This window comes from Janthinobacterium salmonicoloratum (genome assembly GCF_051380845.1).
In the GTDB taxonomy this organism is placed as follows: Bacteria; Pseudomonadota; Gammaproteobacteria; order Burkholderiales; family Burkholderiaceae_D; genus Janthinobacterium; species Janthinobacterium lividum_F.
This window is the reverse complement of the sequence record NZ_JBNYXV010000001.1, coordinates 819,645-841,214: the sequence shown is the minus strand read 5'-3', so window position 1 is coordinate 841,214 and position 21,570 is coordinate 819,645. Positions and strand designations below refer to the sequence as shown.

Here is a 21,570-nt window from a genome sequence, read left to right as displayed (position 1 = left end):
GCACCGGGTTGTGCGTACGTTTTGGGAGGTGGTAATGGGTACTGGCTTACAAGTATTCAACCCTGCGGGAGTAAAGACTTTTGACTCTGACGAGGCATATGGAGGCGTTTGTTTAGGTGGTTTCACTATTCCCGGTCAAGCAGCTACATATACTCTTCACTTTTATGCTTTTACTTCTGGGACTCCTTATGTCTTTAACCCTTTAGGGGGGAGGGGATGTATTGGGAATATGTATATGAGTTTTGACTTCGCTGCTGGATACCTGCGTGTTCACTTCGGGCCTACTGAATATAACAGTACACGCTTTGTTTCTCTTTTTATGGTGTAACTATGCCAGTTGGACTTCAAATTGTTAACGCTAATGGTGAGTTCACTGTAAGCACTGATGCCAAGTTTCTTCACCTATTGGGCAAAGCTGTATACCAGAGTACAACTCAGGCTTCTGGTGATTCCAATAGTATGGTTGGCTGGCAAGGTGGTTATAGCACTTACCGTCTTTCGATTGAATATGACACAACTATCTATATGGCGATGGATTTGCCACTTGGATACCTTGGTTCCATTACGGGAATGGATCGTATTGGCGTAGGTGAGTACATCATCACTGTATTCTGTACTTACGGCAATTCCCAAGTTCCTGTGGATATGTGGGCCTTTGGTTTCGCAGAAGTGCCTTCAGGTAATTATGGTTTGCAATTATTCAATTCGCAGCAACAATTGGTTGCGGATTTCGGCTACTCAAACCATTTATTCCCAAGGGCAAGAGTTAATGCTCAAAGTGTTGGAGTAGACCAAGCTATCCCTGCTTTGGCACGCCCTGCAATTATTGGCATGGTCAGCTATTATTGGGCAGATATCTATCCTAATGGTGGCAGTACTGGCTGGTCATACACCTATAACCAAATCATTGGATGTTGGGCAAGGTGGACACCTACATCTTTACGGGTTTCTCGTATAGTACGCAAAACCAGTCAGAAAAATGATTTCCCTAGTGATGATTTTGCAAATACTGATACTCCGTCCTTTGGTTTCGTTATTGAGGCGGCTAATCTGCCGTAAACGTTGCTTCCTTAGTACAGTGTGTTGTGGGGCAATACTTTAAAATTTCCGCTTGACACCTATTAAGGAGCCAGTATGCCTAAAATCGTAATGCTCTTGTCACCACTACGGATATCTCGATTGGTGATGCCAGTGTTGAAGTCCGTCTGACTTGTTACGACTTCGACGACAAAAGTCGCCTTATATCACTATTAACGTTAAGGATTATTAAGCAGAATGGTGAATCTACGAATAATTTCAGACAATGCCGGAGACCGCGCGGTGCTGACCGCATCGAGCCAGGCCGGTACGCTGGGCCCGGCCAACCTGCAGCGGGAAGGAAAGGCCATGGTGCTGCGTTCAACTGGAGCGTTGCAAACCATCTCGGCGACTTGGCCGTCACCGGAAATTGTCGGTGGCGTGATCCTGCCATTTTGCAACCTGACGCCGACGGCGACAATCCGCGTGCGTGGCTACGTTGAGCCAGGTGACTCCGTGCCGGATTTCGATACGGGCGCTGTACCGGCATGCGAGTATGCGCGCCTGGGCATGTGGAACTGGGGGGCGCTGCCGCTCGGTGTGAATGCATTCAGCTATGGCGGCGGTACGTATGGCCGTAGCTGGTTCCAGATGCGCAGCGTCAAAAAAATGGTGATCGACCTGGCTGACCCGGATAACCCGGCCGGCTATATCGAGGCCGCGCGCCTGGTGGTCGGCGCCTGGTGGAGCCCCGAGCAGAACGCATCTTACGGCGCCGGCGTCACGCCAGGCGATACGAGCATCCAGTACCGCAACGGCGCCGGCGAGCAGAAAGTCGAGCGCGGCGCGTTGTACCGAAAACTGTCGATTTCGCTCGACCACATGACGCCACTGGACCGGGCCGAGCTGTGGCGCATCGTGCGCGGGAATGGCCTGTCGCACCCGCTATTCGTCAGCCTGTTTCCGGACAACGACGACGTCGAGCTCGAGCAGACTCACCAGGTGTATGGGCGCCTGGCCAACCTGGCCGCCATCACCACGCCATCTTTCCAGGCATATGCCACTACCATTGAAGTCGAGGAGCTGTAATGACTGATGTTTTTAAATACGGCCAGCAGGATCTGATCTATCAGCTGAATCAGTTGGCCAAGGCAAAGGATATCGTCGATATCCCGCAGAATTCCGCGGCAGCGGCCGCGAGCGCTGCTGCCTCGGCGGCTGCAGCCGCTGCGGCAGCAGCATCGGATGGCACCGCGGCCATCGCTGCGTCAAAGGCTGCGGCCGCGCTCAAATCGCTCGACGCGCGCTATCTCGGCGCCAAGGCGTTGCCACCGGACGTTGACAATAATGGCGATGCGCTGCTGGCCGGCGCGACCTACTGGGACATGGTGCTGAACGGCGGCTGCCTGCGCGTATTCCAGGCTGGCGCCTGGGTGACAATTCCCACTAACGTGGCCTCGCAGATCAGCAGCGCGCCGGTGGGCGGCATCGTTGCGACGAACTTGCAGGCGGCGCTGGCCGAGTTGGATGCCAAAAAAGCGGCACGCGCAACAACGCTGGCTGGCTATGGCATTACTGACGCGCTGCCGGGCTTGTATGTGCCGACCTGGGGCAGCATTACTGGTAAACCACAGTTTGCGGCGGTGGCCACGTCGGGCAGCAAGGGTGATGTTGGCCTGGGTAGCGTCGACAATACCGCCGATATGGATAAGCCAGTCAGTTCAGTGCAAAAATCTGCGCTGGATTTGAAGGCCGATAAAGCGTCGCTTGCCAACGTCGACAATACAGCCGATAAGGACAAGCCGGTCAGCACCGCGCAAAAATATGAGCTGGATTTAAAGGCATCGCAGAATGGGAATGCAGCGCAGGACTTTAAAGTGGCCAGCATAAACGGTTCGTTCATCGGCGGCATGCAGAATCGTGTCATCAACGGCGATATGCGTATCAATCAGCGTGGTGTACCTAATTCGGGCACATATCTCATTGGTTATGGTTTGGATCGCTGGCACTACGATGCATCGGTTGCAGGTAGAGTTGCCTACGGCCCTAATTTTTACAATGTTGCAACTCGTCCCCCCGGCTTCCCTAATTACCTTGGTTTGGGCGCTCAAGGTGCTTATTCTGCCTCGGCTATAGAGGCATACCACTTGCAGCAGGTAATTGAGGGTAATCATTTGGCCGACCTGCAATATGGTACAGCCAGTGCAAAAACTTGCACGTTGTCCGCTTGGGTTTACTCGAACATCGCTGGCTCACATTCGGGCGCTTTATACAACATTTTGGCAAACAAAAGCTTTGTGTTTTCTTTCTCGATTCCCGTAGCGAACACATGGACGAAAATCGCTGTCTCTATCCCCGGTGACGTTGCAAGTGAAATGAACACGAATAATATGCAAGGTCTGCACCTGCGCTTTAACTTGGGTTCGGGGGCTAACTTTGTACGTCCAGTAACAGGTGCTTGGATTACTGGTAACATGACTGGCGTAGCCGGTGCTGTCAACATGTTAGCTAATAATGGCAATTTCCTAATTACAGGCGTGCAGTTTGAAGTAGGCACAGCAACGCCATTCTCGCGTCGATCTATGTCGGAAGAGCTGATTATGTGCCAGCGCTATTTTGAGGCTGGGGATGCTCCGTTTTCTTACATTAACGCTGGGGGTGTGTACGCTTCTGCAGCGTATGGGAACGTGAGCTATAAAGTTACAAAGCGTGCCCCCGCTACAGTTATAGTTAAAGATTGGAATTATTTTTCGGCAGGTGCTGATACTGCATTTACGCCAGGAGTTTCGTGGTCAGCTCTTTCCGGTTTTAACTTCACCGGAGTTGGGTTAGTTAATTGGTCTGGCTGGGCTTCAGGCACATGGGCAGCCAGTGCTGAAATTTAGTAGCTACCCCAAGGCAACAGGGAAGCCGTCGTCGAAATTTAATATTAGGATAACGCATGTACACCATCGCAGATGAGGCAAACGTAATCATACGTGAATCGGACGGGGCGACCATACCGATGGATTACCAGAACGTCGATTACATTAAATATACGGAGTGGCTTGCGGACGGGGGCGTGCCGAAACTGCTTGAATCCTCATTACATGACGCGGTGCCTGCGGGCGAACGGACGACCTAAATTCCTTCATTTCCTGTGCCTCACAAACAAACCCGCCTTGGCGGGTTTTTTTATTTCCACCACCTGAAAGGCAACCATGGCCCTCGAAACCACCGCCGCCGGCGGCGCATTGATCAAACTGTTTGGCGTGCCTGTACTGGCCGGCGCCGCCGCCACGTCGCTGGGCTTCATGTTCATGTGGCCCCAGTCCACCAAGGAGGCATTTATTCGTTTTTGTTCCAGCATTATCATTTCCACCTTTCTCGGTCCCGTGCTCGTGGCCGCCGTGCTGTCGTGGTGGCCCAGCCTGTTCGACAGCGCGAAGACCGTGGCGGGCCTGTATGGCGGCGATCCGGCCACGGGATTTTTGTTCATCGCCGCGCCGCTGATGGTTGCGGCTGGCTTGCCCGCCTGGTGGGTGCTGGGCGCCTGCGTGCGCTGGTTCGACAAGCGGCGCGGCAAGGATATCGGCGAACTGGCGGCTGATGCGGCCGCTGCCGTCAAGGATGTGCGGGGCATGCTGTGACAGGCGCCCAATTGATGCAGATCATGCCGTTAGCCGGCCGCCGCGCTACGCTGTTCCTGACGCCTTTGAATGCGGCGATGGCCGAGTTCGATATTGATACGCCGCTGCGCCAGGCGTCGTTCCTGGCGCAGGTGGGCCACGAATCGGGACAGTTACGCTATGTGCGCGAGCTGGCCAGCGGCGCGGCCTATGAAGGAAGGGCGGACTTGGGCAATGTGATCGCCGGTGATGGTGTGCGTTTCAAGGGCCGCGGCTTGCTGCAGGTGACCGGGCGCGCCAACTATGCCGCGTGCGGCGTGGCGCTGGGCCTGGACTTGCTGGCGGCGCCGCAGTTGCTGGAGCAAACGACTGCCGCTTGCCGCTCGGCGGGCTGGTTTTGGCACTCGCGCGGTTTGAACCGGCTGGCCGATACGGGTGACCAGGAAAGGTTGACGCGCCGCATCAACGGTGGCCTGAACGGTCTGGCCGAGCGCCTTGCCCTGTACCAAGCTGCGCGCAAGGTGCTGGCATGAAGCCGCCCTTGCTTGTGCTGGCCATGCTGCTGTTGCTGGGGGCCGCCGTGTTTTGCGCGCAGCGCTGGGGGCATGAGGCTGGCCGTGCTGCGTGCGCGGCGGAAGTACTGGAGGTGCAGGGTCTGTTGCGGCGCCAGACCCAGGCCCTGAATGCGATGCGGGAGGAGGGGGTACGGCGGTCGACACGGGCCCTGCAGGCATTGGCCAGTGCGCAGGCAGGGCAGGCAGACGCCCAGGCGGCAGCGGCGCGCATCCTGGCATTGCAGCCAGGTGGCAACGCTTGCCGCGCGGCCGAGGCGCTGATCGCCAGTGAAATGGCCGCAGGATCCACCGGCGGGACGCCATGAGCGCGGCAATGACGAGTGCGCCGGCGCTGTTGCGGGTCTGGGATTACTTGCGGGCTTGTTCACGAGCCGGTGCACGTGCTTGCTCATCAGCCTGTTCACTGACCTGCTCACTGCCCCGTTCACTGAACTGTTCATGGGCTTGTGCATTGGTCTGCGTGCTGGCTGGGCTGCTGGGTGGCTGCGCGGCAGGTGGGGCAAAGCTGGAAGCCGCGGCGGAAAGGCTGCCCATCGGCGTGCCCTGTATCGCTGTTCGTCCTGTGGCACCCGTCTTGCCAGTCGTGCCGCAGCGTGGCATTTTTGAGCAAGTGCAAGCCTTGCTGGCGCGCGAACATTTGCGCGCGGCCTATGTGCGGCAGCTGGAAGCGCTGATGGATGGCTGTGCCGGCAGCTAGCGTCGACTGTTGCGCAACGACGTCGGTGGCTGCTCTACGGGTGCTCTACAGCTGGTCTGCGGCCGGTTTGCAGTTGGCTTGCGGCCCGCTTGCGCCGCACGTGATTCCCTGAGGTCGTCGCCTGGCGCCACTCGCCATGCCAGAGTTCCAGATTCTCAGATTCTCAGATTCCCGGACCTTGATGCTGCTTCGTCGTGCCAGGTCTTGACACCGCTTCCGATGCTGCCTTCTGGTGCGGCCGCGAGCTGGCGCGCCAGAAAACAGTGCACGGCAGTACGTCCAGCCCGTGATTCTTGTGGCCGTGATGTTATTTCGGCACAATTTCTGTATACAATTCCCCTGGCACGATGCGTGCATGGCATACCTTGGTCGTCCCATCCAAGGAGCTTTGCATGCATCATCTGCCGCCAGTGTGTTCCTGTCGTCCCGTTTCTCTCTTGCTTTTCCCTTTCACCTGCGCCCAGCCGGGCCGTGGTAACCCAGGAAATGGAGCGTAAATGGCTACTCCCCGTTTGAAATCCATCCACCGCAGCGTACCGGGCACCACGCCTGCCGCGCCATCGCCCGTCGATGAGATACTGCCAGCCGGCAAACTGTTTACCCTGGGCCTGCAGCACGTGCTCGTCATGTATGCGGGCGCCATCGCCGTGCCGCTGATCGTCGGCCGTGCGCTCAAGCTGCCGCCCGAACAGGTGGCGGCGTTGATCAGTGCCGATCTGTTCTGTTGCGGCCTGGTGACCCTGATCCAATCCCTGGGAGTAGGCAAGTACTTCGGCATCCGCCTGCCCGTCATGATGGGCGTGACCTTTGCCGCCGTCAGTCCCATGCTGGCCATGGCAAACAATCCGACCCTTGGCATCACCGGCATCTTTGGCGCCGTGATCGGCGCCGGCGTTGTTTCCATGCTGATCGCCCCCTTCATCAGCCGTCTGCTGGCCCTGTTTCCGCCAGTTGTCACCGGTAGCATCATCGCCGTGATCGGCGTGTCGCTGATGCGCGTGGGCGTGAACTGGGCCATGGGCGGGCCGCCCACCATGGCGCAGATTGCCGATCCCGCCTTCCTCAAGATGGCCGCTGCCGCCACGGCGGCCGGCTTGCCGGCGCCGCCCGGCCCCGTGCCCCTGATCGCCAATCCCGGCTACGGCGCGCTCGATAACATGGGCATCGCCTTCTTCGTGCTGGCCGTCATCTTGTTGGTGGCGAAGTATGGCCGCGGTTTCCTGTCGAACATCGCGGTATTGATCGGCATCCTCGCTGGCACCGCCCTGTCGTTTGCGCTGGGCAAGGCCGATTTCGCCAAAGTGGCCAGCGCCAAGGCCTTTGCCATCGTCACGCCGTTCCAGTTCGGCATGCCGACCTTCGACGTGGTCGCCATCGTGACCATGAGCCTGGTGATGATCGTCGTCATGATCGAATCGCTGGGCATGTTTCTGGCGCTGGGAGAGATGACGGACAAGCGCATCACGCAGGCCGATATCAGTCGCGGCTTGCGCGTCGATGGCCTGGGCACCTTGATCGGCGGCATCTTCAATACCTTCCCGTACACCTCGTTCTCGCAAAACGTGGGCCTGGTGGGCGTGACGGGCGTGCGCAGCCGCTGGGTCTGTGTGGCGGCCGGCCTCATCCTGCTGGTCATGGGGGTGATTCCGAAGATCGCGCAGACGGCCGAAGCCGTACCGGCGTTCGTGCTGGGCGGAGCGGGGCTGGTGATGTTTGGCATGGTCGCCGCCACGGGCATCCGCATCCTGGCCGGCGTCGACTACAAGAATAACCGCAACAACCTGTTCATCGTGGCTTTGTCGATCGGCTTCGGCATGCTGCCGCTGGTGGCCGAGCAATATGCGCAGCACATGCCCAAGGCCTTGTCGCCGTTGCTGCACAGCGGCATTCTGCTGGCCGCCATCGTCGCCGTGCTGCTCAACCTGTTCTTCAACGGATTGGCGTCGCAGGAAAAGGCGCGGGAGCAGGCGCGCGATAATAGTCATGGCAGCGAGTGAGGCGTCGCCCCGCGCCGTGAAAAATGGTGCGCGTCGCATGCTGCTCAGCCAGGCGGCAGCATCCTCAGCACCACGCAATTGCGCCCCGCATCCTTGGCCTGGTACAGCGCGGCATCGGCCAGGCGCAACAGGGCGTCCGGATCGGCGGCGCCCGGCGCCGACTGGACCGCGATGCCGACGCTGATCGTCACCTGTTGCGCCTCCGTACTCGCGTGGACGATGCCCAGATCTTCGATGGCGCGCCGCAGCGCTTCGCCGAGCTGGCGCGCCTCGTCCGCACCAGTGTTCGGCAGCACAATCGAAAACTCTTCGCCGCCGTAGCGCGCCGTCAGGTCGCCAGCGCGCCGCATGCCGGCCGCCAGCGCCTGCGCGACCCGGATCAGGCAAGCATCGCCGGCCTGGTGGCCGTGGCGGTCGTTAAATCGCTTGAAGTAGTCGACATCGAGCATGATGACGGCAAGCGGCTGGCCGACGCGTGTGGCGCGTGCGCATTCGGTGCGCAGCACCTCGTCGAAATGGCGTCGGTTCGCCAGGCCGGTCAGGCCGTCGGTGATGGACAGGGTCGCCAGTTTGCGGTTGGCGTCTTCCAGTTGTTCGGTGCGCTCGGCAACGCGGCGCTCGAGGCTGTCGTGCAGCCTGGCGCTGGAGATCGAGATCATCGCCTGTGCGCCGAGCATGCGCAGGAACGCGACGCGTTCTTCCGTGAACGAAGCTTCGGCCAACCGGTTCTCGAAGTACAGAATGCCGTCGATCTGGCCACCGTGTCGGATCGGCAGGCACATGACGGCACGCGGCTGCTGCCACTGCACGTACGGGTCGGCGGCAAAGCGCGAGGCGCCCGTGATGCAGTCTTCGATCACCTCCGCGCCAGTGCGGATGACGTAGCGCAGTAGCGAGAGCGGGAATTGCGGGTCGCTGGCGGCGTTCAGGTCGAGCTGGCGCGCTTGCAGGACGGTGACGCCATCGCCATCGATATTGGCCTCCAGCTGGTAGCTGCCCTCGGATAGCAGCAGTAGGCGCGCTACCTGTCCACCAGCGTTTTCGCACACGATGGAAATGAGGCGTGTCAGCACGTTGCGCAGGCCGACTTCGTTCGACAGGATTTGCGCTGCCTTCAGCAGCGACACCAGGTCGAGCGCGGAACTGCCGTGCGTGTGGGAGACCGAATGCCGCTGCGTGCTGCGACCATCCATCCTTGACAGCAGCGCAGCGTGGCGCTCGCGCAACTGCGCCACCTTGCCTTCCGCGCCCCATTGGCCATAATGCGCGATGGCGTCCCTGATGAAGACGGCGGCCACGCGCGGCTGTCCCCTCTCGTACCAGCATTCGCCGCACAGCTCATTGCCCAGCGCTTGCATGTTGACGTAGCCCGCCACGCCGGCCGCGTCAATCGCCTGCTGGTAAAGGCGCGTGGCCAGCTGCAGATCGTCCCGGTAGCGTGCCATTTCGGCCATCACCAGCAGATGCTTGGCTGCGCTATTGTCAGAGCCTTGCCTGGCCCACTCGGTGAGGCTCGATTGCAGCGTGCCGATCATGGTCAGCACAGCGCCCGCATCGGGGCGCGCGGGAGCGCGCCGCAACGCGCGGATCCAGACCAGCGCGGCGTAGAAGCTGCACTCGGCAACCTTGGCCTGGCCGCGCATGATCTGGGTGACGATGCCGAGCTGGCCGGCTAGCAGCTCGGCGTCTGCGCCGTCGAACAGGTAGGCGTTGCGGATCTTCCCTTGCAAGAAGTAGGCGCGGTACAGCTGCGAGTCGCCATACTGTGCGAGGAAGCCTGCCTCGCTGAAGGCGGCGTCGTCGTAGCTGTCATGACGGGGCAGGAGGCCCATCAGGCACTTGATCGGCTGGACCGCGGCGGCGACGCAGCAATCGGCCATCGCTTGCTGGCCGTTGGCGCGCATCAGCGCCAGGTCGTGTTCGATGTCGTGCATCAGGTGCGGCAGGTAGTCGCCAAGGATGATACGGTCGGTGGCGCGCACGGCAGCCACCACGCCAACCTGCACGAAATCGGCGATTTCCAGTGCCCAGCCAAACGCTTCTTCGTACAGGGCGTCGGAGTTGCGCAGCGGCTGCGTCCAGTGGCTGCTGAGTGCGCCGAACATCAGGCCCGTGAGCGTGCGCGTCTGCAGATTGGCACGCCGCCTGGCCAGCGCCATCGCCATCGCGCCGAAGTCGTAGCCGCGCGCGATGTCGCCGCTGTACAGCGCCAACATCATCGCGTAGCCGACATAGGCGACGGCGCCGAAATCGCTGTTCCCCCGCTGCATGGACAGGCGCGTCATCGACACCACCATCAGCGCGCTCAGATCCTGCTGGCCGGCGTAGTAGCTGGCCATCCACAGGCCCTGCATCATCTGCATCGCGGCCACCGCGTCCGGCTCGCACATGTCGCCCGCCGCCAGCAAGGTCTCGGGCGCATGCGCGCCAGGCTGCCGCCCGATGTCGGCGAGAATATCGTTGAAGTGGGCCTTCATGTGCGCCACATCGTGCGGAATGTCGATGCCCAGCTGCGCCAGACCGTCGCGCTGCACGGCGATGGCGTCGAGCAGGCGGCCCTGCAATTGATACTGGTGCGCCTGGATGGCAATGCAGCGTACCTGCAGCAAGGGGCTCAAGGCACGGGCGCGCACGAGTGGATAGATCGCCTCGGCGGCATCGAACTGGCCACACAGGTAGGCCGCTTCGGCCGCACCGAGCTGCAGCTCGAGCCAGAGACCGGCGTGGACGTTCCATGCGTCCGCCGGCAACAGGGCGAGACCAATTCGCATGTGTTCCAGGGTGGACTGGAACGCGGCGGAACGTCGTGCCTTGACGCCGGCCTGGAGATTGAGCGTCGCCAGATGCACGCACTCGCCCGCATCGTCGATCAGCGCGCGGCCGGCGTTGAGTTGCTCGACGATGTCAAACAGTGTCTCGTCCTGGCGCTCCGAAGGCGTATGCCGCAGGAGCAGGCGGCCGATGAGAAGATGGTTGGCCACGCGCGTGTCGGCATCGACGACCAGGTAGGCTGCCTGCTGCACCCGGTCGTGCAGGAAGCGGTAACTGACGCCGCTGTTGCCCGCATCGGTGTCGCCATTGACGTATTTATAGCGTTCGTCGAGTGGATGGATCAATCCTGCCCTGAGCGCCGGCCACAGGTCTTGCTGCACTTGCCGGGGCGCGCGGTCCACTGCCAGGGTGAGCGTGTCGAGCGTGAAGCGGTTGCCGCTTGAGGCGGCCAGTTGCAGCAGGTGCTGCGTTACTGTGGGCAGGCGGCGGATTTTCTCCAGCAGCACCTCGACCACGTTGTCCGTGTATTTGGCCTGTTCTATCGCGGGCAAGTCCCAGTCCCAGCAATCGTCGGCGGCCCGGTAGCGCAGATGGCCCGTCTCATTGAGCGCAGCGAGGAACTGGTTGAGGAAAAAGGGATTGCCGGCCGTCTTGCGGTAGCAAATGCTGGTCAGTGGCGCGCAATCGGGGGCAGCCACGCGCACGGTGGCCGAGACCATTTGCGCAACCTGCGGCTCGGTCAGTGCGCTCAATGGCAGCGTCGACAGGTGCACCTCACGGGCGAGCAGCTTGTCGCGCAGCGCGATGAGCGGATGCGCGGCGCCCACTTCGTTGTCGCGGTACGCGCCGATGATCAGCATGTGGCTCTTGTCGCAGGAGACCATGAGCAGTTCGATCATCCGCAGCGTGGCCGCATCGGCCCATTGCAGGTCGTCGAGGAACAGCACCAGCGGATGTCCGGCGCAGGCGAAGACTTCGACGAAGCGGGGAAACAACCGGTCCAGGCGCAACTGGGCCTGTGCCGGCGCCGACGCGGGCATCGCGTCGGTGGGGCCGACGATCAAGGCCAGTTGGGGAATCAGCTCGACGATCACACCCACGCCGCTACCCAGGGCCTCGTGCAGTTTTGCGGACCACTGCCGCAGCGTTTCTTCGGGCTGGCCCAGCAGCTGGCGCACCAGCTCCTGGAAGGCCTGGATCAGCGAGGCATACGGCACGTCGCGTTGGAGCTGGTCAAATTTCCCGGACAGGAAGCAGCCGCGCCGGGCGATGATGGGCTTTTGCACTTCGTTGACGACCGCCGACTTGCCGATGCCTGAATGGCCGGCCACCAGCAGCATCTCGCACGTGCCCGCGGCACTGCGTTCAAACGCTGCCAGCAGCACGGCGATCGCATCCTCGCGCCCGTGCAGCGTTTGTGGCACAAGGAAGCGGCCGTTGTGATCGGACAGCTTGAGCGCCTGCGCCGGCTTTTTCGCGCGGCATGCTTCGAGGTCGCTGCGCAAGCCTTGCAAGCTCTGATAGCGCTGATCGGCATTTTTTTCCAGCAGCCGCTGGATGATCGGCAGCAGCTGGCCGGGCAAGCTTGCCAGCGCCGGGTGCGACCAGTCCGGACTGCGCGCAATGTGGCAATGCACCAGTTCCATCTCGTCGCCCGCCTCGAACGGCGCCTGGCCGGCCAGCAATTCGTACAAGGTGGCGCCCAGCGCATAGAAATCGGCGCGCCAATCGACCCGCCGGTTCATGCGCCCGGTCTGTTCCGGCGCCATGTAGCGCAGCGTGCCTTCCAGGGTCTGGAGATTGACGATGCCATGGCTTTCGTAGGGCAGCTCACAGGCGATGCCGAAATCGATCAGCTGCAGCAGGCGCCGGCCGTCATTCCATACCAGATTGGAGGGATTGATGTCCTTGTGGATCACGCCCTGACGATGGACTTCGTCCAGCGCCGCGCACAGTTGCAGCGCGATGTCGAAAAAATCGTCCAGCGCCAATGCGGGCTGCGACGGCGTCCTGCGCGCCGCCACCTGCGCGCGCAACACCTGGTCGAGCGCCACGCCGCCGGTATCTTCCTGAATCATCGTCCAGTGCCCGCCGTGCAGCTGCAGTGCCAGTGGATGCGCCACGCCAGGATGGCGGCAGCGGCGCGCGATCGCATACTCGCGCTTGAATTGTGCCAGTTGCTGAAATGAGGGGAACTGCTGATTCGGCATCTTGACGATCAGCGCCGTGCCATCGGCCGCCCTGGCGCGGTAAACCCGCGAGCGCGAGCCACTGTGCAGCTGTTTGATGATCTCGTGGTCGAAAAGGGAGCGCATGGGCTGGGCTTAGCGGTACACAGACGGTTGCGGGAGCCTTGAGGCGCACATTTCGGAATATTAGTTGATTGTTAGTATTATATCAGTAGGGAGTCGCGGGAGAGGGAGCGGGGCGATGGGCGTTGTTGTAAAAACGTCAGTGGAGGAAGGCGAGTGCGGGTGCGGGAATGGATCGACAAGGCAGCAGGGCGCTGCGGCGCATCCCCGCATGCGGTGGACCATGCGCCGCAGCCAGACCAATTCAAGATATATCGTCCCGGAACCATCGCTGCGATATGCTTCTGCCGATACGGTGAATAAGCAACGCGCGCTGCTTTTGTTGTGCAGTTTGAGCGCGAGTTCAGTGAGACTGCACGTCATGCCCGCACCGAAACCGTGGCGCAGTAACCATCCTTCCGCAATGCCTGGAAGCGCAAACAGTTCTGCATTATCCCCGCAGATAATTTCCTTGAACCTTGCTAGGAGACTGGAACGCCGGCTCGCTGGCGCATTGAGCGCGCCGATGGCATGCCGGCCGTTATCGCCGGGATATGGGAAGCTGGATGCCCAAACATATGCCCCCCTATTATTTCATGACCCAACTTTGTGACTCTAGTGCACGCTCTTCATCAACACCAGCACCATGAACACGCAAAGCACGATGTTGGCCACTACCAGCAGCATGCAGGTGCGCCACAGCGCACCCCATTTTCCCAGGTTGTAGGTGCCGCGTAGCTGCAGAAACATGTGCACGGGCGGCGCCAGGCACACCAGCAATCCGATCAGCCAGCCCTGGTTGAGTATCGATAGCGGTATCAGCACGGTAAGCAGCAAGGACATGAAGCACAGCGAGTACAGTACGAACACCGCATGGTCGTACATGGTCACGCCACGCTTCCAGAAAAACATCAACCACATGAAGGGCAGCGAGATCGGGATCAGCAGGAACGAGAACTTGTAGATCGTGTTCTTGAGCTTGTAAAACGCCAACTCGGGATTCTCGGCGGCGTGATGAAAGCTTTTTTCCAACTCCGGAAAAGTGGCGTTGGGATTGGGCGGGCTGGATGCGATCTTGGAGACAGTCTTGTCGAACCAACCTGGCTCTCGCAGCTCAATTGCCTCCTCACTGCTCGCTTTTTCTGGCGATACGACGTGCAGCAGGCGTTGCTCGGCTTCGTGGTGCAGCTTGCGCGAAACGGCCAGCGCCTTCTCGACACCAGCGACACCGACATCGACCTTGCGGGCCTCATCCAGCGCCCGCTCATTGCGCTCGACCCGGAGCTTGGCAGACGCCACGTGTTTGGTAAGCGAGTCGATATTGGCGTCGCGGGTCAGAAGCTGGCCCCCGCCGAACGAGGTGACGAAAAAGGTCAGGAACACCATGAACAGGAACAGCGCTAGCGGCGAAACATAGTTCTTGCGCTGGCCGTCGATGTAGCGGCGCGTCAGGCGGCCAGGATAGGCCACCAGCAGCGGGATCGTCTTCCAGCCCTTGGCGTCGAAGTGCAGGATGCCGTGCACGACTTCTTCGGCCAGGTGCAGCAGCGAATGGTGGATGTGGGCCGACTGGCCGCAGGCCTGGCAAAACGCGCCGCCCAGTGGCGCCTGGCAGTTGGCGCAGTTCGCAATGGACGCGGCACTGGCCGGCTGCGGCGTTTTATCGCCCTTGATCTCGCTGGCCGCCACACCTGCCATCGCCAGGGCGCCAACCGCCTTCAGCTCACTCATCGTGCAACTCCCATCAAGAAAATGGCTGATTGTGCAACAAGGCGCCTGTATGTTCAAGTAATACTGGCAAAAACGGCAATCGGTACGCTACCGGGCAGTGCTGCAACGGCTGGACGCTTACCTTGGATTTTGGTTAGTGCCGCTTTGGGCGCGCGCATTGCGTCGCCGCTGCTGCTGACACTGCTTTTAGTACTGCAATAAGCTGCCAGTCACGCTGACTCCGCGTCCACCACCACTTTTGCTCCTGCAATTGTCACTGCTGCCAGCGAAGAATGACGAAAGATGTGCAGCGCTTGGGTGATGACGGAAGGCAATAAGGTTACAGGTCCGACGTTGCGTTCCCATCGGGAATGACTAGTACAAAATCGTAGCCCTGAATCATGCCTTGGACGCTGCTGTCTCCATTCGCCAGGGAGTTAGCCGACCCCAACAAGGGGCGCACGTCGAACAATGACCATTCCTTATGCTCTCTCGCTGCTGCAAAGAAGGGCAATACGCCAGCCATGGCGGACTTGGTATCGATTTTTTCGATTTCTGTTGAGGCCGACGCGCGCCCAATTCCAGCAAATTGCGCCTGCTGGCCTTTGGAAGCCAGCACTAACACATGCAGCGATTTTTGTCCGCGGCCTTCCGCATATTCAGCCAAATAGTTGCCGATCTCCCGGCTACCGGCACGCAGTGGGTTGTAACCGCGGAATACATGAACTGCGCCGGCTTTCAGCAACATTCGCTGTGCAGGCGCAAGCGTCAAATGGCTGGCCACAAGCTGCTTCATTAGCTTGGCACGCTGTACATTGGACGAATACCCCTGTCCCGGAGTCATGTTTTTGGTATAAATGCTGCGACTTTCAATCAACGAATTTAACATCGCCAAGGCGGGCATTTCACTCGGTGTCGTGAGCAGTCTCTGTAACGCGAATAATTCTTCTTCTTTGGTTTTTATCATGAAAAGCTCACGCGGGTTTCCGCTCTCCGACGCTCGGCGATAGTCGTCGCTTTCAAGCTTGCGGAAGGCCTCGATTTTTGATTTCGCCAAAGGATTAATCGGTTGCTCAGCCATTTGGTCGAGCAAATATTTCGAAGCGCCCATGAGTTCCTGATCCATTCCCACTAATTGGAACGATGGTCCAGCAGCTTTAGCGATGCGGGCCAAGAATTGTGCTTCAGCTTGCCATTTGTAAAAAGCAGTAGCGACCGGATATGCCTTATTAAATGCTGCTATGCCGGCAACGCCAGTATTGGACTTCAATCCCTTTGCCAAAGCATCCGCAACAGCCGGTCCATTTTCGACAATAAGCGTCGTAAATCCTTGACTTGCCAATTCTTCAAAATACGCCGCCGAAAAATTTGCAATTTCTGCAACGCCATGGTCCTCGCCGATGAGAACGAATTGGCTCTCCAGACCCGCGTCTATCAAGGTAGCCGCGCCGGAACCAACCATCTTTCCATGATCGATTGCGATAGTCGTGCGAAGGGCAGCCAAGCTGTCTGGCAAAGATAGTGGCTTATCCGCCGAAAATACAGGCATGGCCAAGCTGGCCAAAATGATAAAAATAATCATGGAATGAGGTTTTCGCATTATTTTTCCCAAAAGTGTGTTCTAGTCGGCGATTTCAATCGAGGTGTATTTAGAAGCAGGACGTAAAGCCTCCAGCTCAGGATGTCCTGCTTGTCTGGTAAGCAATCGCGATCACGCTCAATCAGTATGCCAGGTGTAATTAGGATAGGCTGACCTTGAAGGATACTTCCTTTTATAAATTTTCTGTACTGGTGGGAAGGAGAAATCCAACCCCGAACTGCTCAAACTGGCCGACAGCCTACTGGCCAACTACTAGAAACCCGAGGACCTGATCGGTGAAAATGGCCTGCTCAAGCAGCACACCAAGATGCTGGTAGCTGGCGGGCGTGCCGTAGCGAGCGGCGAGGCCGAAGCTGCTCATCCCGATAATATCTGGCGTTTTTTTGTCGCCATGGTTGCCGGCTGCGCAGCCTGCCGCAGCACGCAGCAAGGTAAGCGAAAGCAACTGGCGCATGATTGATAACCTCGCATTGCTGGGGCAATGGATGGTAGCGCGCAATGTTGGGGTAGCCCTTGCGGAAGTTCAGTCAGGGGTTAAAAAATTTGCAGTCTGCCCCAAGAAACTGACGATCCAGCATGAATTGAGAGAAGAGGCTACAAGTACTACGGTGATTTTTTGCGGAATAAAGCCGGTTTTGCGGAACTGGCGGGAAAATAGTGAGCACTATCTCTGTAAAAGGCGTGTGCGCTGGTGCCCGGAACCGGAAACTCAACCTATTGAATAATGCGGCTTTCCGGGGTGTTGGCGTAATTTTGGCGTAAACGAAATTAATTCTTTTCTCGGTACGATTCGGCCCAGGCGATCACGTCCTTTGCATTATACAGGGGCTGCGCATGGCCCTTCGACGTTGGCAGGCGTATCGCTTTCGGGAAGCTTGGCAGGCACGCCATGCGTTCCCGCACGGTTCCCGGTTCGCGCTTCAAGTACTGCGCGATGGTGGCGATGTCCCACAGATCAATCGCTAGCGGAATGGCGGGGCGCTGCAGTTTATCGATGGCCACGGCCAGTTTGGCGACGAATTCCGTTTCGTTCATGTTCATTGAATGCTCCTGGCCGCCGTACTGGCAGCGATAGTAGTGTTGTTTTTTTGGAAATGTTGTGACAGGGTGTTGTTCTTTTGTGATTCTGGCGAACAGGGTGTGTTCATTTTTCAGACCGCGCAGGATCTCGGCATAGTTCCTGAATGCATGGCCACCCTCGTTCGGGGGGCGCGCTTCGGCAAATTCCTCAGCCATCAAAATTGCGCTATCGAGTACCGACTCATGTCGCGCGGCCAGGGCCATGTATTTCTGATCCGCGTATCCGGCAATCACCAATGCGAACGCTTCGGCCTCGGTGTGGTGCGGTACTTCGACGCCAGGCTTGCGGTAGTCGCGCAGGCGGCAGAATTCTTTGTATTGGTCCATTTTTAATAGTCCTTCTTGGCTGTTCAAACGCAGTCGGGTAGACGACTGCGCCGCCTTTGCCACTCGGGTGGGCGTTGTTGCAATCCTGATAAAATAGCAATTCCTGCAACCACAATGGAATTGATCATATGGAAACAATCGTCAATAGCACCTACTCTGCGCCTGAATTTGACACCAAGATCGTGGACTGGCTGGCTACCTACGAAACCAGCAAGCATGACTTTCCCGATGCCCCCCGTCGCGTCGGCATCCTGCTTCGTCGCGACGACGTTAATACCGTGTACAGGGCTATAGATGGCGCAGGTGTTAGCGAAATTGCCAAGGCATATGATTTTCTTGAGTCCATCGGACTGCGTGACCTGGCGATCTACGATCATCCGAGATTCAACTGCATCTACGGCCTGCCCGAACATCGTCCGCAGGTTGGCGAAATGCTCGACGTCATCCTTTGGGACTAGTTGTGCCGGCTTCATGCCGTAAATTCCTTTTGGGCCAGCAGCAGATTATTCAGCTGCTGGACCTCATAATTGCGACCTGCAGCGTTGTCGTCGCCCAACGGCATGTATTTCAGGCGCTCTTTCGATTGCGCAATGGCGACGCGCAATGCCATGTCGATACCGACGTAGGCGCACGTGGAAAGTTTGATTGTTTTGCAATAAATTGCGTTTGACATGGTGCTTCCTCAGGCTAGGGGCATGGTCTTGTAGATGGAATTGGCGCGCACGAACAAGGCCGCCACGGCATGCATAGGGCGTTCCGCTGTCATGGCTGGCACCCCAGGGCGGCCGATATTTTTTTGATGGCCTCGATGGCAGCCAGCGGTACGGCGCGGAACATGCCCGGCCATTGGTGGTCCAACTCCACCCACGCATGCAGCTCCCCATTGCCTACGTCGCTGCGCAGGTCGTTGACGGTGCCGGCTTGGTAGCCTTCATCGGAATCGAATGTTACGCGGTCGCCCAGGGCGATTTGCCGCGGTGAATCAGTCAGGGTGTTCAGCATTACGGTGCTCCTTTCAGTTTGGCGGTAACGCCGCACACGCCGAAGTGGTCGAGGGCGGCCTGGATCGCGTCGCCGCTGGAAGCGGCAATCGCGGCATATTCAAAGCGTTCGGTTTGCGTGCGAACGGTCACGGAAAAGGTACTCATGTGGCATTTCCTTTCTGAGGTGGGATGTCGGGAACGATCAGCCGGGGATATGGACAGGCATCGACTGCAGCCCAGGCGTTGATAATTTCGGTTTTTGCCCAGTCGGGCAGGTTAGGGATCGCCAGCGCCTGTAGCGTTTCTGGCGTGACTTGAACGGTCTGCGTACAGTTATTTACACGAGTCCGAGGAACGGCAACCCCAACAGCCACCGCGCGAGCGCCTGTGGCCTGTGCCGGCGTCCACGTGTGGAGTACGGACTTGAAGACCACGCCGACAAGATCGCTGCAGCGCACGCCGTAGGGCGTGGTGCGCAGCGTTTCGCCGTAGCGGCCGATGACGGTCTTTTCGTCCTTGGCCAAGGTGACGACCAGCTCTTTGCGCGGCACCAGGGCGCCACCCTGGGCGCGCAGGTATTCTGCCCAGCAGGCGCGCTTTTCGCCGTCGATCTTTTGCACGGCGTCCCAGGCGCGGCGCATTGCGGCCGGGGCTTCGTTGAGCATGCTTTCCTCGATGCGGCGCAGTTCGCGCCACACTGTGACGGGCGCGGTGGCGGCCCTGCCGCGCGAGAGCGCCCCAGCCGCCGCACAAGCCGTCCATGAGGCGGCTTTTTCACGTCTTGACGATTGATGTTCGGCCCGGCGCGCGCAGTTGTCCCCCCTCCACACCTGCCCGCTAGTTAGGGGTCTTTTGACTCAAATGTGCGCCATGGCCGAAGGCGCATGAGGACTGGCGCGGCGGGGCGAAGAGGGGGCGCGCGTTTTGATGCATTTTGACGCACTTTGAGCAGTTTTTTTGTGTGGGTGATGTGATGGCGTGGGAGCGGCTGTGTTTGTGTGCTGAAGGAGCTATATCGCAGCCGGATAGGGGGCAGTGGAGAATCCCTTTGATGGGGAATACCATATCATCAATTGAAAGATACCGGTCGGTATGTTATCTTTGGACACATCTTCAACTGTAAGCAGTGTATTCAAATGAATCCAAATTTAATGTCGTGGGCAGCTTTGGGAGGCGCCATTGCATGCGAAGTGGTCGGCACCGCGTTCCTTACCAAGTCCGAGCAATTCAGCAGATTGACGCCAACCTTGATCTCGCTCGGGCTGTACGGTGTCTCGTTCTATCTGCTGGCCCAAGCACTTAAGATATTGCCGATCGGCGTCGCATACGCGATCTGGGCCGGTCTTGGCATCGTACTCACCGCCATCGTCAGCATTGTGGTGTTCAAGCAGCGGCTCGACTGGATTGCCATGGTCGGCATCGGTTTCATTGTGGTTGGGGTGGTCATCGTCAACGGCTTTTCCAAAGCCAGCGGGAATTGACATGGCATCGGCTTACGAACGTCGAAAGGACCCGGAAGCGGTGCGCCGTGCTTTGCTCGCTTGTGCTGCATTGATAGCCGGTCGTGAGGGCCTCGCTGCCGTGACAGTCGCTGGTGTATCGGCAGCTGCAGGCGTGACCAAGGGGGCTCTGTTTCACCATTTTGCCAATAAACAGGCGCTGGTCGATGCGATGGTCGACGGGTTAATGCAGGAGTTGGACGTGGCGCTCGACACCCTGATCGCCGCCGACCCGGTGCCTCGCGGAAGCTTTACCCGCGCCTATGTCCATGCCGAACTCACCATGGACGATGACACTACGCGAATATGGTCGGCTCTCATTAGTTCGCTGACTGCGGAGACCCAGCTGGCTGCCCAATGGCATGCCTGGCTGACGCTGAGATTGTGCCGCCATGCCGATACCGATGCCGGAGAACTGCTGGAGATCGTCAGGCTGGCGGCGGATGGCGCTTGGTTTACTTCGCTGAGCGCCGGCGCTTCGACCAGGGCCCTGGATTTGCTTGCAATCAGAGGGCGTTTGATCGCTATGACTTTTTAACCACCGCAACAGCATCAGGAGATCATCATGTCTGACAGTTCAATTCTCGTCACCGGAGCCACCGGCAAGACCGGCAGCCGCGTCGCCGCCAATCTGACACAACGCGGGTTCGCAGTCCGCGCCGTTTCGCGCAAGTCGGCTGTGCCCTTCGACTGGAACGATGCGACAACCTGGCAACCTGCGCTGCAGGGCGTGCGCGCGGTGTACATCGTGCACCCCGGCCTGGGTTTCGACGGCGCGACAGAGCAAGTAGGCGATTTCGCCCGTGTCGCGGCAGCAGAAGGTGTGAAAAAGGCTGTATTGGCATCCACGCCGGATGACGGTAGCGAGTTTTCGCAGGCCATGCGCGCTGCAGAACATCATATCGTCAGCGCCGGCTTGAACCTGACCAGTCTGCGCTTGCGCTGGTTTTTTCAGAATTTCAGCGAGGATTTTTTGCTCCAGCCGGTACGGTCGGGCGAGTTGCGTTTGCCCGCAGGGTCCGGCAAGGAAGCGTTTGTCGATGCGGACGACATCGCCGAGGTGGCGGTCTCCGCGTTGACGGATGATCGCCACAACGGCCGCCAGTACGACCTGACTGGCCCTTGCTTGCTGAGCTTTGCAGAGGTGGCGCAGGAAATTACGTCGGGGGCCCAACACCCTCTCACGTATGTACCGCTCGATCCCGCCACCTACGTCGCCGAGCAAGTCGCGCAACAGGTGCCAGAGGAATGGGCATATTCTTTCAGCGCTCTTTACCAGGACATCGCTAACAACAAGCTGGCGCAAGTCTCAGGCGACATCGAGGCTGTGCTTGGCAAGCCGGCGCGCGATTTTTCCAATTTTGTTTCGGCAATGGGGAAAGCCGGGGTCTGGAAGTAAACCGGCTTGCGTCAT

General features: G+C 59.1%; 24 protein-coding genes. 15 read left to right on the top strand and 9 right to left on the bottom strand.

All coding sequences use genetic code 11. The features are described 5' to 3' along the window. The first annotated feature begins 34 nt into the window (after positions 1 to 34). The 10 genes from ACQ4WY_RS03885 (at position 35) to ACQ4WY_RS03840 (ending at position 7,894) form a co-directional block, all read left to right on the top strand. Entirely contained in the window at positions 35 to 328 is a 294-nt protein-coding gene (locus ACQ4WY_RS03885) for a hypothetical protein (protein WP_436502910.1), read from the top strand. Between the two features lie 2 nt (positions 329 to 330). Beyond that, complete coding sequence (locus tag ACQ4WY_RS03880; RefSeq protein ID WP_436502909.1) at positions 331 to 1,059, top strand: hypothetical protein; 729 nt, start codon at positions 331 to 333, stop codon at positions 1,057 to 1,059. Positions 1,060 to 1,320: 261 nt separating this feature from the next. Further along, complete coding sequence (locus ACQ4WY_RS03875; protein ID WP_436502908.1) at positions 1,321 to 2,106, top strand: hypothetical protein; 786 nt, start codon at positions 1,321 to 1,323, stop codon at positions 2,104 to 2,106. Continuing rightward, positions 2,106 to 3,902, top strand: coding sequence for a hypothetical protein (locus ACQ4WY_RS03870; RefSeq protein ID WP_436502907.1), 1,797 nt, complete (start codon positions 2,106 to 2,108; stop codon positions 3,900 to 3,902). Before ACQ4WY_RS03875 ends, ACQ4WY_RS03870 begins: the two co-directional genes overlap by 1 nt. A gap of 56 nt (positions 3,903 to 3,958) precedes the next feature. Then, the gene (locus tag ACQ4WY_RS03865) at positions 3,959 to 4,141 is read left to right on the top strand and encodes a hypothetical protein (RefSeq protein WP_436502906.1); all 183 of its coding nucleotides are present in this window, start codon (positions 3,959 to 3,961) and stop codon (positions 4,139 to 4,141) included. Positions 4,142 to 4,217: 76 nt separating this feature from the next. After that, positions 4,218 to 4,646: a hypothetical protein gene (locus ACQ4WY_RS03860; RefSeq protein WP_034785835.1), complete on the top strand. Its 429-nt coding sequence runs from the start codon at positions 4,218 to 4,220 to the stop codon at positions 4,644 to 4,646. A 23-nt stretch (positions 4,647 to 4,669) separates the two neighbouring features. Next, entirely contained in the window at positions 4,670 to 5,158 is a 489-nt protein-coding gene (locus ACQ4WY_RS03855) for a glycoside hydrolase family 19 protein (RefSeq protein WP_436502905.1), read from the top strand. Continuing rightward, the gene (locus ACQ4WY_RS03850; RefSeq protein ID WP_436502904.1) at positions 5,155 to 5,505 is read left to right on the top strand and encodes a hypothetical protein; all 351 of its coding nucleotides are present in this window, start codon (positions 5,155 to 5,157) and stop codon (positions 5,503 to 5,505) included. The genes ACQ4WY_RS03855 and ACQ4WY_RS03850 overlap by 4 nt, the downstream gene beginning before the upstream one ends. Before the next feature lie 155 nt (positions 5,506 to 5,660). Further along, positions 5,661 to 5,897 carry a hypothetical protein gene (locus tag ACQ4WY_RS03845; RefSeq protein WP_436502903.1) on the top strand — a complete coding sequence of 79 codons (237 nt, stop codon included), beginning with the start codon at positions 5,661 to 5,663 and terminating at the stop codon, positions 5,895 to 5,897. A gap of 497 nt (positions 5,898 to 6,394) precedes the next feature. Then, positions 6,395 to 7,894 (top strand): nucleobase:cation symporter-2 family protein, encoded by a 1,500-nt coding sequence (locus tag ACQ4WY_RS03840; RefSeq protein WP_436502902.1) that lies wholly within the window; start codon positions 6,395 to 6,397, stop codon positions 7,892 to 7,894. 44 nt (positions 7,895 to 7,938) lie between these two features. Here the strand turns inward: ACQ4WY_RS03840 and ACQ4WY_RS03835 are convergent, their stop codons facing one another. From ACQ4WY_RS03835 to ACQ4WY_RS03820, 4 genes are all read right to left on the bottom strand, one after another. Further along, positions 7,939 to 12,981: a diguanylate cyclase domain-containing protein gene (locus ACQ4WY_RS03835; RefSeq protein WP_436502901.1), complete on the bottom strand. Its 5,043-nt coding sequence runs from the start codon at positions 12,979 to 12,981 to the stop codon at positions 7,939 to 7,941. A gap of 591 nt (positions 12,982 to 13,572) precedes the next feature. Next, complete coding sequence (locus ACQ4WY_RS03830) at positions 13,573 to 14,688, bottom strand: DUF3667 domain-containing protein (RefSeq protein WP_436502900.1); 1,116 nt, start codon at positions 14,686 to 14,688, stop codon at positions 13,573 to 13,575. A 319-nt stretch (positions 14,689 to 15,007) separates the two neighbouring features. Next, positions 15,008 to 16,249 carry a TraB/GumN family protein gene (locus ACQ4WY_RS03825; protein ID WP_436502899.1) on the bottom strand — a complete coding sequence of 414 codons (1,242 nt, stop codon included), beginning with the start codon at positions 16,247 to 16,249 and terminating at the stop codon, positions 15,008 to 15,010. Positions 16,250 to 16,505: 256 nt separating this feature from the next. Beyond that, positions 16,506 to 16,721, bottom strand: coding sequence for a hypothetical protein (locus tag ACQ4WY_RS03820; protein ID WP_436504451.1), 216 nt, complete (start codon positions 16,719 to 16,721; stop codon positions 16,506 to 16,508). Between ACQ4WY_RS03820 and ACQ4WY_RS03815 the strand changes: the two genes are divergently transcribed. Beyond that, entirely contained in the window at positions 16,720 to 16,992 is a 273-nt protein-coding gene (locus ACQ4WY_RS03815; RefSeq protein WP_436502898.1) for a hypothetical protein, read from the top strand. The genes ACQ4WY_RS03820 and ACQ4WY_RS03815 overlap by 2 nt on opposite strands. 43 nt (positions 16,993 to 17,035) lie before the next feature. Here the strand turns inward: ACQ4WY_RS03815 and ACQ4WY_RS03810 are convergent, their stop codons facing one another. Then, positions 17,036 to 17,674: a hypothetical protein gene (locus ACQ4WY_RS03810; protein WP_436502897.1), complete on the bottom strand. Its 639-nt coding sequence runs from the start codon at positions 17,672 to 17,674 to the stop codon at positions 17,036 to 17,038. Positions 17,675 to 17,802: 128 nt separating this feature from the next. On the opposite strand from ACQ4WY_RS03810, the gene ACQ4WY_RS03805 reads away from it, so the two are divergent. Next, positions 17,803 to 18,132, top strand: coding sequence for a hypothetical protein (locus ACQ4WY_RS03805; RefSeq protein WP_436502896.1), 330 nt, complete (start codon positions 17,803 to 17,805; stop codon positions 18,130 to 18,132). Between the two features lie 11 nt (positions 18,133 to 18,143). On the opposite strand, the gene ACQ4WY_RS03800 is transcribed toward ACQ4WY_RS03805, so the two are convergent. The 4 genes from ACQ4WY_RS03800 to ACQ4WY_RS03785 form a co-directional block, all read right to left on the bottom strand. Then, positions 18,144 to 18,347 (bottom strand): hypothetical protein, encoded by a 204-nt coding sequence (locus ACQ4WY_RS03800; RefSeq protein WP_436502895.1) that lies wholly within the window; start codon positions 18,345 to 18,347, stop codon positions 18,144 to 18,146. Positions 18,348 to 18,436: 89 nt separating this feature from the next. Then, on the bottom strand, positions 18,437 to 18,676 hold the full coding sequence (locus ACQ4WY_RS03795; RefSeq protein ID WP_436502894.1) for a hypothetical protein: 240 nt from the start codon (positions 18,674 to 18,676) through the stop codon (positions 18,437 to 18,439). Next, positions 18,676 to 18,822 carry a hypothetical protein gene (locus ACQ4WY_RS03790; protein WP_436502893.1) on the bottom strand — a complete coding sequence of 49 codons (147 nt, stop codon included), beginning with the start codon at positions 18,820 to 18,822 and terminating at the stop codon, positions 18,676 to 18,678. Before ACQ4WY_RS03790 ends, ACQ4WY_RS03795 begins: the two co-directional genes overlap by 1 nt. Then, positions 18,819 to 19,322, bottom strand: coding sequence for a hypothetical protein (locus tag ACQ4WY_RS03785; RefSeq protein ID WP_436502892.1), 504 nt, complete (start codon positions 19,320 to 19,322; stop codon positions 18,819 to 18,821). Before ACQ4WY_RS03785 ends, ACQ4WY_RS03790 begins: the two co-directional genes overlap by 4 nt. Before the next feature lie 471 nt (positions 19,323 to 19,793). Here ACQ4WY_RS03785 and ACQ4WY_RS03780 point away from each other — a divergent pair, with 471 nt between their 5' ends. From ACQ4WY_RS03780 to ACQ4WY_RS03770, 3 genes are read left to right on the top strand one after another with little or no spacing between them, the layout of a single operon-like run. Beyond that, positions 19,794 to 20,138 (top strand): DMT family transporter, encoded by a 345-nt coding sequence (locus ACQ4WY_RS03780; RefSeq protein WP_436502891.1) that lies wholly within the window; start codon positions 19,794 to 19,796, stop codon positions 20,136 to 20,138. 1 nt (position 20,139) lies between these two features. Then, complete coding sequence (locus ACQ4WY_RS03775; protein ID WP_436502890.1) at positions 20,140 to 20,694, top strand: TetR/AcrR family transcriptional regulator; 555 nt, start codon at positions 20,140 to 20,142, stop codon at positions 20,692 to 20,694. A 27-nt stretch (positions 20,695 to 20,721) separates the two neighbouring features. Continuing rightward, positions 20,722 to 21,555, top strand: a complete 834-nt coding sequence (locus ACQ4WY_RS03770; RefSeq protein ID WP_436502889.1) for an NmrA family NAD(P)-binding protein — start codon at positions 20,722 to 20,724, stop codon at positions 21,553 to 21,555. Positions 21,556 to 21,570: the final 15 nt, after the last annotated feature.

What these genes read in the sequence shown, in the direction of transcription:
- ACQ4WY_RS03885 (WP_436502910.1), top strand. Translation starts at nt 35, where the DNA reads ATGGGTACTGGCTTACAAGTATTCAACCCTGCGGGAGTAAAGACTTTT.
- ACQ4WY_RS03880 (WP_436502909.1), top strand. Translation starts at nt 331, where the DNA reads ATGCCAGTTGGACTTCAAATTGTTAACGCTAATGGTGAGTTCACTGTA.
- ACQ4WY_RS03870 (WP_436502907.1), top strand. Translation starts at nt 2,106, where the DNA reads ATGACTGATGTTTTTAAATACGGCCAGCAGGATCTGATCTATCAGCTG.
- ACQ4WY_RS03865 (WP_436502906.1), top strand. Translation starts at nt 3,959, where the DNA reads ATGTACACCATCGCAGATGAGGCAAACGTAATCATACGTGAATCGGAC.
- ACQ4WY_RS03860 (WP_034785835.1), top strand. Translation starts at nt 4,218, where the DNA reads ATGGCCCTCGAAACCACCGCCGCCGGCGGCGCATTGATCAAACTGTTT.
- ACQ4WY_RS03855 (WP_436502905.1), top strand. Translation starts at nt 4,670, where the DNA reads ATGCCGTTAGCCGGCCGCCGCGCTACGCTGTTCCTGACGCCTTTGAAT.
- ACQ4WY_RS03850 (WP_436502904.1), top strand. Translation starts at nt 5,155, where the DNA reads ATGAAGCCGCCCTTGCTTGTGCTGGCCATGCTGCTGTTGCTGGGGGCC.
- ACQ4WY_RS03840 (WP_436502902.1), top strand. Translation starts at nt 6,395, where the DNA reads ATGGCTACTCCCCGTTTGAAATCCATCCACCGCAGCGTACCGGGCACC.
- ACQ4WY_RS03835 (WP_436502901.1), bottom strand. Translation starts at nt 12,981, where the DNA reads ATGCGCTCCCTTTTCGACCACGAGATCATCAAACAGCTGCACAGTGGC.
- ACQ4WY_RS03830 (WP_436502900.1), bottom strand. Translation starts at nt 14,688, where the DNA reads ATGAGTGAGCTGAAGGCGGTTGGCGCCCTGGCGATGGCAGGTGTGGCG.
- ACQ4WY_RS03825 (WP_436502899.1), bottom strand. Translation starts at nt 16,249, where the DNA reads ATGATTATTTTTATCATTTTGGCCAGCTTGGCCATGCCTGTATTTTCG.
- ACQ4WY_RS03815 (WP_436502898.1), top strand. Translation starts at nt 16,720, where the DNA reads ATGATTGATAACCTCGCATTGCTGGGGCAATGGATGGTAGCGCGCAAT.
- ACQ4WY_RS03820 (WP_436504451.1), bottom strand. Translation starts at nt 16,721, where the DNA reads ATGCGCCAGTTGCTTTCGCTTACCTTGCTGCGTGCTGCGGCAGGCTGC.
- ACQ4WY_RS03810 (WP_436502897.1), bottom strand. Translation starts at nt 17,674, where the DNA reads ATGGACCAATACAAAGAATTCTGCCGCCTGCGCGACTACCGCAAGCCT.
- ACQ4WY_RS03805 (WP_436502896.1), top strand. Translation starts at nt 17,803, where the DNA reads ATGGAAACAATCGTCAATAGCACCTACTCTGCGCCTGAATTTGACACC.
- ACQ4WY_RS03800 (WP_436502895.1), bottom strand. Translation starts at nt 18,347, where the DNA reads ATGTCAAACGCAATTTATTGCAAAACAATCAAACTTTCCACGTGCGCC.
- ACQ4WY_RS03795 (WP_436502894.1), bottom strand. Translation starts at nt 18,676, where the DNA reads ATGCTGAACACCCTGACTGATTCACCGCGGCAAATCGCCCTGGGCGAC.
- ACQ4WY_RS03790 (WP_436502893.1), bottom strand. Translation starts at nt 18,822, where the DNA reads ATGAGTACCTTTTCCGTGACCGTTCGCACGCAAACCGAACGCTTTGAA.
- ACQ4WY_RS03785 (WP_436502892.1), bottom strand. Translation starts at nt 19,322, where the DNA reads ATGCTCAACGAAGCCCCGGCCGCAATGCGCCGCGCCTGGGACGCCGTG.
- ACQ4WY_RS03780 (WP_436502891.1), top strand. Translation starts at nt 19,794, where the DNA reads ATGAATCCAAATTTAATGTCGTGGGCAGCTTTGGGAGGCGCCATTGCA.
- ACQ4WY_RS03775 (WP_436502890.1), top strand. Translation starts at nt 20,140, where the DNA reads ATGGCATCGGCTTACGAACGTCGAAAGGACCCGGAAGCGGTGCGCCGT.
- ACQ4WY_RS03770 (WP_436502889.1), top strand. Translation starts at nt 20,722, where the DNA reads ATGTCTGACAGTTCAATTCTCGTCACCGGAGCCACCGGCAAGACCGGC.